Origin of the sequence: Streptomyces avermitilis MA-4680 = NBRC 14893 (assembly GCF_000009765.2) — a bacterium.
GTDB classification, from domain to species: Bacteria; Actinomycetota; Actinomycetes; order Streptomycetales; family Streptomycetaceae; genus Streptomyces; species Streptomyces avermitilis.
In genome coordinates this window covers 4962581-4976425 of sequence record NC_003155.5, presented here as the reverse complement: position 1 = coordinate 4976425, position 13845 = coordinate 4962581, and the positions used below count along the sequence as shown (strand labels likewise).

Here is a 13845-nt window from a genome sequence, read left to right as displayed (position 1 = left end):
GGTGCGCATGATCGAATGAATCGATGCGTACTCCCCACCGCACAGCGACGCATCCCGATGCGGATTCCGATACGGATTCCGATACGGATCCGTATGCGGATCCCGATACGGATCCGCATACGAATACCCGCCCGAACACCTATACAAATCCCTACGACGAGCTGGGCGCCCTGGACGACGGGCCGTTGGAAGTGTTGCCGCTGGACGAGTTCCTCCGGGTGGAGGAGCCCGAGCCCGTGGAGGACTGGGCTCCGCCCAACCACCGGCGCCGCGGCGCCCGGCGCCGCCGACGTCGCTTCGCCGGGCTGCCGCTCGCGATGAAGGCGGTGGTCGGAGTCCTTGTTCTCGCCGCCTTCCTCACCCTCGCCGACCGCTGGGCACTGCTCTACGCCGAGCAGCGGGCGGCCGGAGCGCTCCAGGACCGGCTCGGTCTGAGCGCGGCGCCCGAGGTCGAGATCGACGGCTTTCCCTTCCTCACCCAACTCGGCGACAGCCGACTGGACTCGGTGAAGCTGACCGTGCCGGACGTGGCGGCCGACCGGGTCTCGCTGGCGAAGGTGTCGGCGACCGCGACGGGCGTACGCATCAACGGCGGCCCGACGTCCCCGCGCGGCGCCCGCATACCCGAGCTGCACGGCGAGGTGCTGCTCGCCTTCGACGACCTCGACCGGGAACTCGGCGCGTCCCAGGTGAGGTTCAGGGGCGAGGGCCGCGACCGGGTGCTGGCGCGCGGCACGCTGCCGGTGGCGGGCCACGACCTGCGGCTGAGGGCGCAGGCCCGGATCGAGCGGGACGGCGCGCGCGGCATCGCGACGCGGATCGGCGGTATGCGCCTGGACATCGGGGACGTGGCCACCTACCGGCCGGGCACCCGCCCCTCCGAGGGCCTGCATCTGAGCCGGCGGTCGGCGGCCCGGCTCGCCCACGAGACGGCGAAGGCGAAGGCGCTGCTGTCGGTCCCGTCGATCGTGCGTGCCCTGCGGGTCCCCGACGCGGCGGTCCGCGCGGCCCTGAGCGACGACACGAAGCTCGCCGAGCTCACCGGCTCGGACCGCTTCGCGCGCCAGGCGATGGGCCTGAACCTGATCGACGTGGCGGCGGCCCACCCGGAGCTGCTGAAGCGCTTCGGTCTTGACCCCGCGCTCCTCGACGGCCTGTCCCGGCTCACCCGCCCGGTCCTCGTCGACCGTCTCTCCTTCGGTTTCCGTCTCCCGCAGCCGGAGCACGGGGACCTGTGGCTGCGGGACGTACGCGTGATGAAGGACGGCATCCGGGTGCGGCTCGTGGGGTCGGGACTGCGCGTCGGCAAGTCCTGACGGGGCGCAAGTCCTGACGGGGCGTGGGTCCTGACGGGACATCGTCCTAAATTCTGTGTGAATACGGGTTCGGTTCCGCGGGCCGTCTGAAAATTTGTCTCAGGCGCAATTCATTGAGGTCTCAGCTGAATTAGCCTTTTCCGGCCCCGGGGTCCCGTAGTGTTTTCCATGTCGAAAGCGAACAACGCAAACGGCAAAGGGAAATCACCCGCACGTCACCCGCACGGAACAAGGAGACACCCATGAGCTTCCACAAGGTCGCCCCGGTCAAGAAGCCCCGCAAGGCCGCTCCCGCCGCCCCCGCCCCCAAGAAGGCGCAGCACAAGCCGGCCAGGCGTCAGGTCCGCCGCCCGGTCGGCAACAAGAGCCAGGATTGATTCCAGGGTTGATTCACAGCCTTCAGGGCTTACGCACAGCAAATACCTGAGCAATTCAATTCGCGGAAAGAGGCATTCCCATGAGCTTCCACAAGATCACCCCCATCAAGAAGAACGAGAAGCCGGCCCCGAAGAAGGCCGCCCCCAAGAAGCACGCGCCGAAGAAGGCCGCGCCGAGGCGCCGCCCGGTCGGCAAGCAGGGCTGACGTCCGCCACGAGGCGGGGCCACCGGACATCTCTCCGGCGGCCCCGCCTCGGCCATGTCCCGGGGGTACCGGGACCACGTCCCAGGGGTTACCGAGAAGGAGAAGTGACATGCGCGAGGTCAAAGAGGCGTTCGCGCGCTTCTGGCCGCTGACGCGCGGCGACCGCAAGTGGCTGGCGCTCATCATCGGGTGCGTGATCGTGTCCGCGCTCGCCGAGACCGCGTCGATCCTGCTCTTCGCCGAGCTCACCGACCACGCCCTGAAGGCCGGTTCGCTCTCCGCCTTCTGGGGTCCCGCCGTGGCCTGGCTGGGCGCCGCCGCCCTCGGCGCGTTCGTCGGCTACCTCGGCAACTCGCTCGCCACCTGGACCGCCGAGCGCTTCGTCCTGCGGCTGCGCGCGAACGTCTTCCGGCACGTCCAGGACCTGCCGCCGGACTTCTTCCAGAAGCACCGCCAGGGCGACCTGGTGGAGCGGCTGACGGGTGACGTGGAGGCCATCGAACAGCTGGTCGTATCGGGGGTGGTCGGCACCTTCTCCGCCGCCTTCTCCGCCGTCTTCTACGCGGCCGCCGCGCTCTGGCTGCGCTGGGACCTGGCCCTCGTCACCTTCCTGCTCGCCCCTCTCTTCCTCGTCACCGCACGCCGCTTCGCCGGCCGTATCAAGGAGTCCGCGCAGGACGAGCGGGCCGCCGACGGCGCGATCACCTCGGTCGTCGAGGAGTCCCTCGGCAACATCGTCCTCACCCAGGCGTACAACCGCCGCGGCGCCGAGGAGAAGCGGCTCGACCGCGAGGCACGTGCCTGGATGCGGGCGTCCGTGCGCGGGGCGCGGGCGAGCGAGATGTACGAGCAGGTCGTCGAGGTCGTCGAGACGCTGTGCGTGCTCGCGGTGATCGGCCTGGGCGCCTGGGAGATCTCCCAGGGCCGTATGACGCTGGGCCAGTTGCTGGCCTTCGCCGCCTTCCTCGGCTATCTCTACCCGCCGATCCGCAACCTCGGTCAGCTCGGCCTGACCCTGACCGCCGCCACCGCGGGCGCGGCCCGCCTCCAGGAGATCCTCGATGCGAAGCCGGCGGTGACCGATCCCGCCGCACCGGTCGCCCCGTGGCCCGTACGCGGCTGGGTCAGCTTCCACGGCGCGTCCTTCCGCTACCCGGGCTCTGGCCGCGAGTCCCTGCACGACGTGACGTTCACGGCGGGCCCCGGCGAACTCGTCCTGGTCACGGGCCCGAGCGGCGCCGGAAAGTCGACGCTGTCGAAGCTGCTGACCCGCTTCTACGATCCGACGGCGGGCGCGATCTGCCTGGACGGCGTCCCGCTGTCGGACGTACCCCTGGAGTTCCTGCGCGAGAACGTGGCCCTGCTGCCCCAGGAGACCCTGATCCTGCACGGCACGATCCGCGAGAACATCGAGTGCGGCCGCCCGGGCGCCACGGACACGGAGATCGAGAGCGCGGCCCGGGACGCGGCGGCGCACGACTTCATCGCCGCCCTGCCCGACGGATACGACACGGAGATCGCCCCCGGCACGGCGGCCCTGTCCGGTGGCCAGCTCCAGCGGATCGCGATCGCCCGCGCGATGCTCCGCCCGGCCCCGGTGCTGGTCCTCGACGAGCCGACGGCAGGCCTCGACGCGCTCGCCGCGCGCCGCGTGGTGCTGCCGCTGCGGCGGCTCATGTCCGGCCGTACGACCATCATGATCACGCACGACCTGAGCCTGGCCCCGGACGCGGACAGCATCCTCGTGGTGGACGGCGGCCGCCTGGTCGAGACGGGCACGCACACGGAACTCATCGCCCGGGGCGGGGCATACGCGAGGCTGGCGGCGCCGCTGCCGGAAACGGTGACGGAGACCGTGTCAGTGGCGGAGACCATGTCCGTGCCCGGCGAGGACACCCTGATGCTCCGCCTCTGAGCGCCGCCCGCCGCCCGCCGCCCGCCGCCTGCCTCCCGCCGCCGAAGACGGCGGGTCAACCACGTAGGTTTACCGGATGGTTGAGGGGACTGAGTCCGCGACGGGGGCCGCGTCGGCGGGGGATCTGGTGGAGGGGCGGCATGCCGCTCCGAAGGCCAGGGCGGGCAAGGGCGGGCTGGCCCGTTCGTCGTTGCTCATGGCGCTGGGCACGGTGGTGTCGCGGGCGACCGGGCTGATCCGGCAGGTGCTGCAAGCCGCGGCGCTGGGCACGGGCCTGCTGGCCAGTACGTACAACACGGCGAACACGGTGCCGACCAGTCTCTACACCCTGCTGATCGGCGGCGCGCTCAACGCCGTGCTCGTGCCGCAGCTGGTGCGGGCCCGCGCGACCCAGCCGGACGGCGGACGGGCCTACGAGCAGCGCCTGGTGACGCTCGTCCTGTGCGTCCTGGGCGTGGGGACGGCGCTGGCGGTGTGGGCCGCCCCGGGCATCGTGGCCCTGTACATGCGGGACACCCCGGACAGCCATGAGGCGTTCGAGCTGACCGTGGTCTTCGCCCGGTTCCTGCTGCCGCAGATCTTCTTCTACGGGGTGTTCAGCATCCTCGGCCAAGTCCTCAACGCCCGCGAGAAGTTCGGCGCGATGATGTGGACGCCGGTGCTGAACAACGTCGTGCTGATAGGCATGTTCGGCGCGTACTTGAGCCTGATGACGGTCCCGGACCGGGTGGAGGACATCACCGGACAGCAGGTGCGCTTCCTCGGAGTGTGCACCACCGCCGGGATCGCGCTCCAGGCCCTCGCGCTGATTCCCTTCGTGCGGGCGGCCGGCTTCCGGTTCCGGCCGCGGTTCGACTGGCGCGGCACGGGTCTCGGCAAGAGCGTCCACGCCGCGAAGTGGACCCTGCTCCTCGTGCTGGCCAACCAGGTCGCCCTGACCGTGGTCACCAACTACGCCAACGCCGTCGACCAGGAACTCCCGAAGGCCGGCGCCGGATACACGGCCTACACGTACGCGCAGACGATCTGGATGCTGCCGCAGTCCATCGTCACCGTCTCCCTGGTGACCGCGCTGCTGCCACGCATGAGCCGGGCCGTCGCGGAGGACCGCCTGCCGGATCTGCGCGCCGATCTCTCCCGGGTGCTGCGGATCAGCGGCGTGGTCATCGTGCCCGCCGGATTCCTCTTCCTCGCGCTGGGCCCGGGGATCGCGACCCTGCTCTTCGCCCACGGCGCGGCGGACGCCGCCTCCGCGCAGCCGCTCGGACACATGCTCCAGGCGTTCGGCCTCGGCCTGATCCCGTTCTCCGCCCAGTACCTCCTGCTGCGCGGCTTCTACGCCTTCGAGGACACCCGGACGCCCTTCTTCATGGCCGTCTGGATCGCCGTGGTGAACATCGCGCTGGCCACCGCCTGCCATCTGCTGCTCCCCGCCCGCTGGGCGGTGACCGGCATGGCGGCCGGGTACACCCTGTCGTACCTGGCCGGACTCCTTCTCACCGCCAGGCTGCTGCGGAAGCGGCTCGGCGGCCGCCGCCTCGACGACGGGGAGCTGCGGCGCACGTACGGAAAATTGCTGTGCGCGTCCGCCGTCGCCGCGGGCGCGGGCTGGGCGGCGGCCCGGGCCACCGCCACCACGACACCGACCGCGCTCGCCCTCGCCGCGGGAGCGGTGACGATGGCCCTGGTCTACGTCGCCCTCGCCCGGCTGTTGAAGGTCAGCGAGCTACGGCTGCCCGGGCGGGGCTAATCGGCTCCGCCGGGACCGTGCCTTCGGTGTCGCCGTCCGTCCTGCGCTTGCCGGTCTGCTACCCGGGGAGGCGTCCGCCTCGGCTGACGGCGATGCGGAGGGTGTCCCCGAGGGACTCGGTCGCCCTGGTGAGCGCGAAGCGCACCGCGCGTTCGCCGGCCTTGGGGTCGGCGAGCACGGCCTTCGCTCCGGCCAGCACCTGCTCGGCGGAGTCCAGTTGGGCCGCCTCCATGTCGTCGGCGAGCAGGGACAGACGGCTGTGGTCACTGGCGGCGCTGAGGTAGCAGGGCCTGCCGTCGGGGGTGGTCCAGGGCAGCAGCCGAAGCTGTTCGGACGTTCCGTCCACGCTGGTCACGCCGGCACCTCCACTCCGTGGATCCGGCGAGGACCGACATCGACGCCGTGTACGGCCGGCCAGAGGGCGTGCCACCGCTGCCGCCGCAGTCTCCGTTCGCGGCGTTCCTCGGAGGTGAGGAGGTACGGGCGTACGAGGGGGGTGTCGAGTTCGATGGGCTGCCGTGCGTCGAGGGGGCGGCGGGGTCGTAACGGCGACGCGGTCGCGGGGGCCAGCAGCCGGTCGCGGCCCCGGCCCTGGAGCGGGACCGCTCGGTGCCGGCCCCGGGCGGGCAGCAGCGCCCGCACCAGTGCCAGCAGTAGCGATTCCCAGAGTCCCGCGTTACGTCCGCGCACGTCGGCTCCCTTGCAGCGTCCTGACGAGCGGTGATTACCGTTCGTGTCTCGATCGTCACTGCTTCGCCGTACGCTGCGGAAGAGGGTCGGTGTTGTCTGGGCGCCAGGCAACGGGGAGGGGTGACGTGGACGAACTTGTTGACGGGGAACGGGAGTCCGGGCGTGCCGCGCTCGGGCGGACGCTGCGGTTGCTGCGGGAGAAGTCCGGCAAGACGCTGGGGCAGTTGGCCGGGGAGACGTCGTACGACAAGAGCTATCTGTACCGCTTGGAGACGGGGGAGCGGCTCTCCAAGCGGGCGGTCATGGAGGACCTGGACAGGTACCACGGGTCCGGTGACCTGCTGGTTCGCTTATGGCGGGACGCGCGCAAGGACGTCATCAAGGACAAGTACAAGGCGTTCATGGAGCTGGAGGCGACAGCGCGGGTCATGTGGAAGTTCCAGCTGCGGGTGCCGGGCCTGTTGCAGACCGAGGACTATGCCCGTGTGGTGTTGTCTGGGTTGTCCAGAGCACAGACAACGGCTGGCAACGGCGAGGAGGTCGAGGAACAGGTGGCCGCGCGCGTGGGACGGCAGGAGATGCTCCACCGCCAACCGGCCCCGAGTGTCCGCGTGATCCTCGACGAGGGGGCACTGCGGCGACGCGTTCCCAAGGAGAAGGTGTGGGCAGACCAGCTGGTACATCTGGTTGACGTAGCCGAACTGGCGTCGGTCACGCTTCAGGTGTTGCCCTTCACGGCAGGCGTGCACGACCTCATGAACAGCGACCTCACGCTGATGTGGCAGCGGGTCGGCGAGCCCGTTGCCTACGTGGAGGGCAATGGCTTTGGTGAGCTGGTCGACGATCCGGACAAGGTCCTGTCCTACCGTTTGTCCTACGATCTCGTCCGGGATGCGGCGTTGACTCCGGCGGAGTCGACGACGTTCATCAAGCGCCTTCTGGAGGAGTGCAGATCATGAACGGAACCCCCGACCTCACCACCGCTGTGTGGCGTAAGTCGTCCTACAGCGACGGGGGAGACTCGAACTGCGTCGAGGTCGCCGACGGCTACCCCGGCCTCGTCCCCGTCCGCGACAGCAAGGCCCCGCAGGGCCCCGCGTTGGTCTTCGGGGCGGAGCCCTGGGCCGCGTTCCTTGCGATGGCCAAGGGTGAAGGCAGGTAAGTAACTACTGGCTTCCGGCGTCGTCCGGATCCAGATCCGGCGGCGGCGTTGCCGCGCCCGGCAGGCGGACCGTCGCCACCGTCCCGCCGTTCTCCGCCCGCCGCAGGGACACCTCGCCGCCCGACTGCTGCACCGTGCGCGCCACGATCGACAGGCCCAGGCCCGAGCCCGGGAGCGCGCGGGCCGACGGGGAGCGCCAGAAGCGGTCGAAGACGTGGGGGAGTTCGTCGGTCTCGATGCCGGGGCCGTGGTCGCGGACGGTCAGGGCGCCCTTGTCGAGCGCGACCTCGATCGTGCCGCCCTCCGGGCTGAACTTCACCGCGTTGTCCAGGATGTTCACGATGGCCCGCTCCAGCGCGCTGGGCTCCGCCCGTACGTACCAGGGCTGGAGGTCCGCCGTGATCGTCAGCTCCGGGCCGCGCAGCCGGGCCCGGCGCAGGGCCGCCTCGACCGTGTCCTGGAGCGAGACCACCTCCACGCGGTCGGCCGGATGACCCGCGTCGGAGCGGGACAGCGTCTGCAAGTCGCCGATCAGCGCCGCCAGTTCCGTCATCTGCGCCTTCACCGACGCCAGGAGGGCCTTGCGGTCGGCCGGGGGAAGCGGGCGTCCCGTCTCCTCGCTGCGGGTGAGGAGTTCGATGTTCGTGCGCAACGACGTCAGGGGCGTACGGAGTTCGTGGCCCGCGTCGGCGATGAGCTGCTGTTGCAGCTCGCGGGAGCTGGCGAGCGCGGACGTCATCGAGTTGAAGGAGCGGGAGAGGCGGGCGACCTCGTCCTCGCTGTCCTCCTCGACCGGGATGCGGACGGAGAGGTCTTCCGTGCGGGCGACATGTTCCACCGTGTCGGTGAGCTTGTCGACGGGGCTGAGGCCGGCGCGGGCCACCGCCAGGCCGGCGGCTCCGGCGCCGACGACTCCGATGCCGGAGACGAGGAGCAGGAGGAGGGCCAGGTCCTTCAGGGTGGACTGGGTGCCCTCCAGGGGGGCGGCCACGACGACGGCGGTGTTGTCTACCGGAGTCGGCACGGGGACCGGACCGTCGGTGACGATGAGCGGCATGATCAGCACCCGCACGGGGTTGCCTTCGCTGTCGGTTCCAGTTCGGGGCGCGCCGCCGGCCCAGCTCGGGTTCTTGACCATGGCCATGTCGCTGCTGGTGACCTTCACCGTGCCCGCGGAGCCGTCGAAGGCGCAGACGGTGCCGTCTGCCTTGACCACCTGGGTGTAGTACTCGGAACGTCCGTGGAGGCTTTCGTCGCTGCTCTTCGGATCCCGGCCGCAGTTGTAGCCGGCGCGCTTGACCGATCCGTACGACACGGGTCCCTTCTGCGCCTTGAGGTTGGTGTCGATCTCGTCGTACAGCTTCCCCTGCACGATGAACCAGCAGGTGACCGAGACCGCCGCCACTCCGAACGCCACCGCCGCCGCCACCAGCAGCGCCAGCCGGGAGCGGATCGGCAGGGTTCTGAAACGGCGTACCGCTCTGTTCATTCCGCGCCGCCCGACCGCAGCACATACCCCACGCCCCGTACCGTGTGGACGAGGCGCGGCTCACCGCCCGCCTCCGTCTTGCGGCGCAGGTACATGACGTACACGTCCAGGGAGTTGGAGGACGGCTCGAAGTCGAAGCCCCAGACCGCCTTCAGGATCTGCTCCCGGGTGAGGACCTGGCGGGGGTGCGCCAGGAACATCTCCAGGAGCGTGAACTCCGTACGGATCAGCTCCACCGACCGGCCGCCGCGCGTGACCTCGCGCGTCGCCAGGTCCATCCGCAGATCGCCGAACGTCAGCGCGTCGTCCTCCGGCACGCCCACCGCCGTCGCCGCGTACGAGCTGCGGCGCAGCAGGGCGCGGATACGGGCGAAGAGCTCGTCCAGCTCGAAGGGCTTGACCAGGTAGTCGTCCGCGCCGGCGTCCAGGCCGGTGACGCGGTCGCCCACCGTGTCGCGGGCCGTCAGCATCAGGATCGGGGTCGTCGTGCCCGCGCCGCGGATACGGCGGGCGGCGGTGAGGCCGTCCATCCGGGGCATCTGGATGTCGAGGACGACCAGGTCGGGCTGGTATGCCGTCGCCTTCTCCAGAGCGTCCGCGCCGTCGACGGCCACCTCGGTGTCGTACCCCTCGAAGGCGAGGCTGCGCTGGAGTGCTTCGCGCACCGCGGGCTCGTCGTCGACGATCAGGATGCGCTGGGGTTCACGGTCGCCTTCGGCGGGGCTCATGGGCGTGGGTTCCTATGGGTGCGGTGGGACGGTTCTGGACGCATTCAGCCTCGCACGATTCCGGTCCGGGGCGGAAAGCATCGGTCGGGGGTCGGCCGGGGATCAGCGGGAGGTCGGTCGGGGGTCTGCCGGGGGCCGGTCGAAGGATCAGCTGGGATCGGTCGGGGGCCGGTCGAAGGATCAGCTGGGATCGGTCGGGGCCGGCCAGGGGGTCGGCCCCGGATCGGTCGAGCTGCCAGCCCGGGACCGGTCGGGAGTGGGCCAGTGGGACCGGCCGGGAGTCGGCCAGTGGGGTCGGCCGGGGGATCAGCCGGCGCCGGCCGTGCGGTCGGCCGAGCGTACGGCCGAGGAAGGCCCCGCCGGGAGCGGCCGTCGTCCGCTCCGGCTCACACGCACACCCCGCCGAGGTGGCTCAGGACCACCTTGCGGCGGTGCCTGCGCGTGGCGGGCATACGGAGGCCCATCAGCTGCGGCGGGACCGCCACCTCGGGCGCCCGTGGGGCCGGTGCGTGCAGTTCGAGGGCGACCGCGAGGGCGCGAGCGACTTCGGCCGGGTCAGTGTCGGCCACCGTGTGCGAAAGGTTCTTGATCATGGCGTACTCCTTACTCGACTTTAATCGTTTGAATCGACTTGTCGACACCCATCGCGGCGGGTGCTCAGCCGGTGGAACCGGAACGCAGGGTTTCCAGGTCGGCCTTGACGGTGTTGATCGGGATGGCGAAGCCGAGGCCGACGCTGCCCGCGCTCGAGGAGCTGGACGAGGAGTCCGAAGCGGCCGAGTACATCGCCGAGTTGATGCCGATGATGTTGCCGTTCATGTCGATGAGCGCACCGCCGGAGTTGCCGGGGTTGAGGGAGGCGTCCGTCTGGAGCGCCTTGTACGTCGTGGTCGACGAGCCGGTGTCGCCGTTGAACTGCTGGCCGCCGAAGGAGAACGGCCACTCGCCGTTGCCGCCGCCGCCCTGCTGTTGCTGCTGGCCCTGGCTCTCGTCCGTCGAGACGGTCACGTCACGGTCCAGAGCCGACACGATGCCGCTGGTGACGGTGCCGGTCAGGCCCTCGGGGGAGCCGATCGCGACGACGTCGTCGCCGACCTGGACGCCGTCGGAGTTGCCGAGCGTGGCGGCCTTCAGACCGGACGGCGCGCTCTCCAGCTTGATGAGCGCGAGGTCCTTCTTGCTGTCGGTGCCGACGACCTTCGCGGTGTACGACTTGCCGTTGTTCAGTTGCACCTTGATCTCGGAGGCACCCGAGATGACGTGGTTGTTGGTGATGATCTCGCCACTGGACGTGATGATCACACCCGCGCCGGTCGACGAACCGGCGTTCGAGGCGGCGCTGATCTCGACGATGCTCGGGCTGACCGCCTGGGCGACACCGGCGACGGTGCCCTTCTTGGCGGTGGGCACCACGTTCGTGCTGGTGCTGCTCGACGCGGTGTCGTTGCCGGTCAGCTCCTGGATGCCGTACGCGGTGCCGCCGCCGATGGCGGCCGCGACTATCGCGACGGCGGCCAGCAGGGCCAGCGGACCTCTGGCGCGCTTCTTCGGAGCGGCACCGGCGCCCTCGGGGGACGTGGTGAAGAGAGCCGTATCGCCGCCGTGGCCGCCGCCGTAGCCGCCGTCACCGGTCGCCGCGAAGGTGTGGTCCGCGGCCTGGCCCGCGACGTGGCCATGGGCCTGAGCCTGTGCCGGGGACGGCCAGACCGTCGTGCCCGGCTCGACGGCGACCGGCGTGACCGGCTCGTAGGCCGGCGGGGGCGGCCACTCGGGGTTCACGGGAGAAGAAGAGTGCTGCTGCTGGGGGTACGCAGGCTGCTGGTGGTCGCCCTCGGGGTACTCGCCGCTGCGGCGGAAGCTCTCGGTCATGAAAGAAGGTTCCCCCGCGATCATGAGAGGCACCTGAGTCCCCGCTGAGAAGCCCGACAGAACCTCGTATGCCCGATATAAAGGCGCCCGGGGGGACGGCACAAAGGCGCCCGGGAGGAGGTCCAGGCCCGCTCAGGCCCGGGAACCAGGCCCGCTCAGGCCCGGGAAACGGGGCCCGCTCAGGCCCGGGAATCAGGCCCGCTCAGCCCCGGGAAACAGCGGGTTGCCGCACGGTGATGACACGGAACGCGCCGGACGAACACTTGTCTGACTCCTGTGCGACCCGTGTGTGCGGTGACACGTGAGGCCTACGATCGCCGGGCCGGAGGGGGGCTCCGCGGGTTCGTCCGATCTGCGTTCAGTGGGCAGGTTCGGACCGGTGCGTCGTACGCCCTTCTCGGGCCCCTACGACACCCACCCCAGGAGCCCTGAGTGATACCTGCCCTGCGTGGCCGACTGAGACCGAGACGCCTCGTCACGGCGTTTCCCGCGGCCGCTCTCGCGCTGGCGCTGAGCTGCGCCGGCGTCCTCGCGTCCCAGCCCGCCACCGCCGCCGACGGACCCGGCGGACTGCCGGACCCCGGTGTCGCCGCCCAGCAGCGGGCGACCCCGCGGCCCACCGCCTCCACCAAGGAACTGCGCGACCGCGTCATCGCGGCGGCCGAGGACCAGGCGACCCAGGCCGAGACGCCGAAGAACACGCCGTTCATCATCGGCGGCAGCGAGACGACCATCGCCGGCGCGCCGTGGATGGTCCAGCTCGCCTACTACGACGACGCCACCGGTGACGGCTACTTCTGCGGCGGCACCCTGGTCGCCCCGAACAAGGTCCTCACCGCCGCCCACTGCGTCGCGGGCCTCGACTGGGTCAAGAACGGCGCCGTCCTGGCCGGCACCACCGATCTGTACGACGACACCAACGGCACCGTCGCCGGTGTCTGGCGCCAGTGGAACCACCCGAACTACAACCCGGTGACCATCAAGAACGACATCGCGGTGCTCACCCTCGACCGGCCGCTGGAGCAGAAGTGGATGCGGCTGGCGGCCGCGGGCGACACCCCCTGGTACACCCCGGGCCAGACCGCCACGGTCTACGGCTGGGGTCTGACCGAGGGCGCCGGCACCGAGCTGTCGTCGAAGCTGCGCAAGGCCGACCTGCCGATCGTCGACGACACGACCTGCAACTCCGCGATGCAGTCGGTCCTGGGCGAGGACGACTTCGTCGAGGGCTCGATGTTCTGCGCGGGCACCCCGGCCGGCGGCACCGACGCGACCACCAAGAGCCCCTGCAACGGGGACTCCGGCGGGCCCGTGATCTACGGCAACAAGATCATCGGCATTGTCTCGTGGGGCGTCGCCGGCTGCACGGGCAAGGGCGCCTACCCGGTGTTCACCAAGGTGTCCTCGTACACCTGGGCGGCCCAGCCGCGCATCGACGACACCGACCTGTCCTACGACGGCCGCGCCGACCTGCTGGCCCGTACGCCCTCCGGCGGTCTGTTCGAGCAGGACAGCAAGGGCACCTCGCTGGCCCAGCGCGCCTACCAGGGCAACGGCTGGCAGAGCGCGAGCTGGGTCCTCCAGGCCGACCTGGACCGGGACTTCTTCCAGGACCTGATCGTCCGCGACAAGACGGACGGCAAGCTGTACCGCAGCTACATGGACCACACCAGCGGCGAGTTCACCTGGATGCAGATCAGCTCGGTCTGGGGCGGCTACAAGTCGTACGCCGTCCCCGGCGACCTGACCGGTGACGCCCGCCCCGACCTGGTCGCGGTGGACGCGGACGGCTCGGTCTACCTGTACCCCGGCAAGGGCAACGGCCAGTTCTACGGCCGGGTCAAGGTCGTCGACAAGGCCTGGAAGAACGTGAAGATCTTCGGCCACGGCGATCTGTCCGGCGACGGCCGCGCCGACCTGCTGGTCCGTTCCACGGACGGCACACTGTGGCTCTACAAGGGCACCCAGCAGGAGAAGGCGCCCTGGTCGAGCCGGATCAAGGCGCGCACGGGCTGGAACTTCACCTCGTACGTCGCCAACGGTGACGTGACCGGCGACGGCATCGCCGACGTGATCACCCGCGACTCGGGCGGCAAGCTGTGGCTGTACCCGGGCACGAACAAGGCGTCCAGCAGCCTCTTCGGCTCAAGGATCGCCCTGGGCAGCGGCTTCAACCAGTACAACCTGCTGTTCTAGAAAACGCCGGTTCCTCGCGCCCCCGTCAGGGGCGCGGGGAACTGCGCGACCAGCCCCCACCGCCCCGCAGTGTCCACCTGGGGCCGAGCCCCGTCGGGGGCGCGGGGAACCGCGCGACCAGCCCCCACCGCCCCGCAGCATTCACCC

The 13845-nt window shown here is 70.5% G+C and carries 14 protein-coding genes; 8 read left to right on the top strand and 6 right to left on the bottom strand.

Annotated features, from left to right (window positions below):
* Positions 1 to 23 precede the first annotated feature (23 nt).
* The 5 genes from SAVERM_RS20900 (at position 24) to murJ (ending at position 5564) form a co-directional block, all read left to right on the top strand.
* The gene (locus SAVERM_RS20900; protein ID WP_078234394.1) at positions 24 to 1316 is read left to right on the top strand and encodes an LmeA family phospholipid-binding protein; all 1293 of its coding nucleotides are present in this window, start codon (positions 24 to 26) and stop codon (positions 1314 to 1316) included.
* Positions 1317 to 1558: 242 nt separating this feature from the next.
* Positions 1559 to 1693 (top strand): hypothetical protein, encoded by a 135-nt coding sequence (locus SAVERM_RS45360; protein ID WP_010985484.1) that lies wholly within the window; start codon positions 1559 to 1561, stop codon positions 1691 to 1693.
* 80 nt (positions 1694 to 1773) lie between these two features.
* The gene (locus SAVERM_RS45355; protein ID WP_255253748.1) at positions 1774 to 1899 is read left to right on the top strand and encodes a hypothetical protein; all 126 of its coding nucleotides are present in this window, start codon (positions 1774 to 1776) and stop codon (positions 1897 to 1899) included.
* A gap of 109 nt (positions 1900 to 2008) precedes the next feature.
* Positions 2009 to 3814 (top strand): ABC transporter ATP-binding protein, encoded by a 1806-nt coding sequence (locus SAVERM_RS20895; protein ID WP_010985482.1) that lies wholly within the window; start codon positions 2009 to 2011, stop codon positions 3812 to 3814.
* Positions 3815 to 3890: 76 nt separating this feature from the next.
* Positions 3891 to 5564, top strand: a complete 1674-nt coding sequence (gene murJ, locus SAVERM_RS20890) for a murein biosynthesis integral membrane protein MurJ (RefSeq protein ID WP_010985481.1) — start codon at positions 3891 to 3893, stop codon at positions 5562 to 5564.
* Between the two features lie 58 nt (positions 5565 to 5622).
* On the opposite strand, the gene SAVERM_RS20885 is transcribed toward murJ, so the two are convergent.
* The gene (locus tag SAVERM_RS20885) at positions 5623 to 5919 is read right to left on the bottom strand and encodes a hypothetical protein (protein WP_010985480.1); all 297 of its coding nucleotides are present in this window, start codon (positions 5917 to 5919) and stop codon (positions 5623 to 5625) included.
* Positions 5916 to 6254 carry a hypothetical protein gene (locus SAVERM_RS43090; RefSeq protein WP_037650778.1) on the bottom strand — a complete coding sequence of 113 codons (339 nt, stop codon included), beginning with the start codon at positions 6252 to 6254 and terminating at the stop codon, positions 5916 to 5918. The genes SAVERM_RS20885 and SAVERM_RS43090 overlap by 4 nt, the downstream gene beginning before the upstream one ends.
* A 125-nt stretch (positions 6255 to 6379) precedes the next feature.
* On the opposite strand from SAVERM_RS43090, the gene SAVERM_RS20875 reads away from it, so the two are divergent.
* Together SAVERM_RS20875 and SAVERM_RS20870 are read left to right on the top strand one after the other, a co-directional pair.
* A complete protein-coding gene (locus tag SAVERM_RS20875; RefSeq protein WP_010985479.1) occupies positions 6380 to 7213 on the top strand; it encodes a helix-turn-helix domain-containing protein in 834 nt (277 codons plus the stop codon).
* Complete coding sequence (locus tag SAVERM_RS20870; RefSeq protein ID WP_037650781.1) at positions 7210 to 7416, top strand: DUF397 domain-containing protein; 207 nt, start codon at positions 7210 to 7212, stop codon at positions 7414 to 7416. The genes SAVERM_RS20875 and SAVERM_RS20870 overlap by 4 nt, the downstream gene beginning before the upstream one ends.
* A gap of 4 nt (positions 7417 to 7420) precedes the next feature.
* On the opposite strand, the gene SAVERM_RS20865 is transcribed toward SAVERM_RS20870, so the two are convergent.
* The 4 genes from SAVERM_RS20865 to SAVERM_RS20850 all read right to left on the bottom strand — a co-directional run bounded on the left by SAVERM_RS20865 (position 7421) and on the right by SAVERM_RS20850 (position 11502).
* A complete protein-coding gene (locus SAVERM_RS20865; protein ID WP_010985477.1) occupies positions 7421 to 8905 on the bottom strand; it encodes a sensor histidine kinase in 1485 nt (494 codons plus the stop codon).
* Positions 8902 to 9633 (bottom strand): response regulator transcription factor, encoded by a 732-nt coding sequence (locus SAVERM_RS20860; protein WP_010985476.1) that lies wholly within the window; start codon positions 9631 to 9633, stop codon positions 8902 to 8904. Before SAVERM_RS20860 ends, SAVERM_RS20865 begins: the two co-directional genes overlap by 4 nt.
* Positions 9634 to 10019: 386 nt before the next feature.
* Positions 10020 to 10226, bottom strand: coding sequence for a hypothetical protein (locus SAVERM_RS20855; RefSeq protein WP_037650784.1), 207 nt, complete (start codon positions 10224 to 10226; stop codon positions 10020 to 10022).
* Between the two features lie 64 nt (positions 10227 to 10290).
* Positions 10291 to 11502: a S1C family serine protease gene (locus SAVERM_RS20850; protein WP_037650787.1), complete on the bottom strand. Its 1212-nt coding sequence runs from the start codon at positions 11500 to 11502 to the stop codon at positions 10291 to 10293.
* 432 nt (positions 11503 to 11934) lie between these two features.
* Here SAVERM_RS20850 and SAVERM_RS20845 point away from each other — a divergent pair, with 432 nt between their 5' ends.
* On the top strand, positions 11935 to 13698 hold the full coding sequence (locus SAVERM_RS20845) for a trypsin-like serine protease (protein WP_010985473.1): 1764 nt from the start codon (positions 11935 to 11937) through the stop codon (positions 13696 to 13698).
* Positions 13699 to 13845 lie beyond the last annotated feature (147 nt).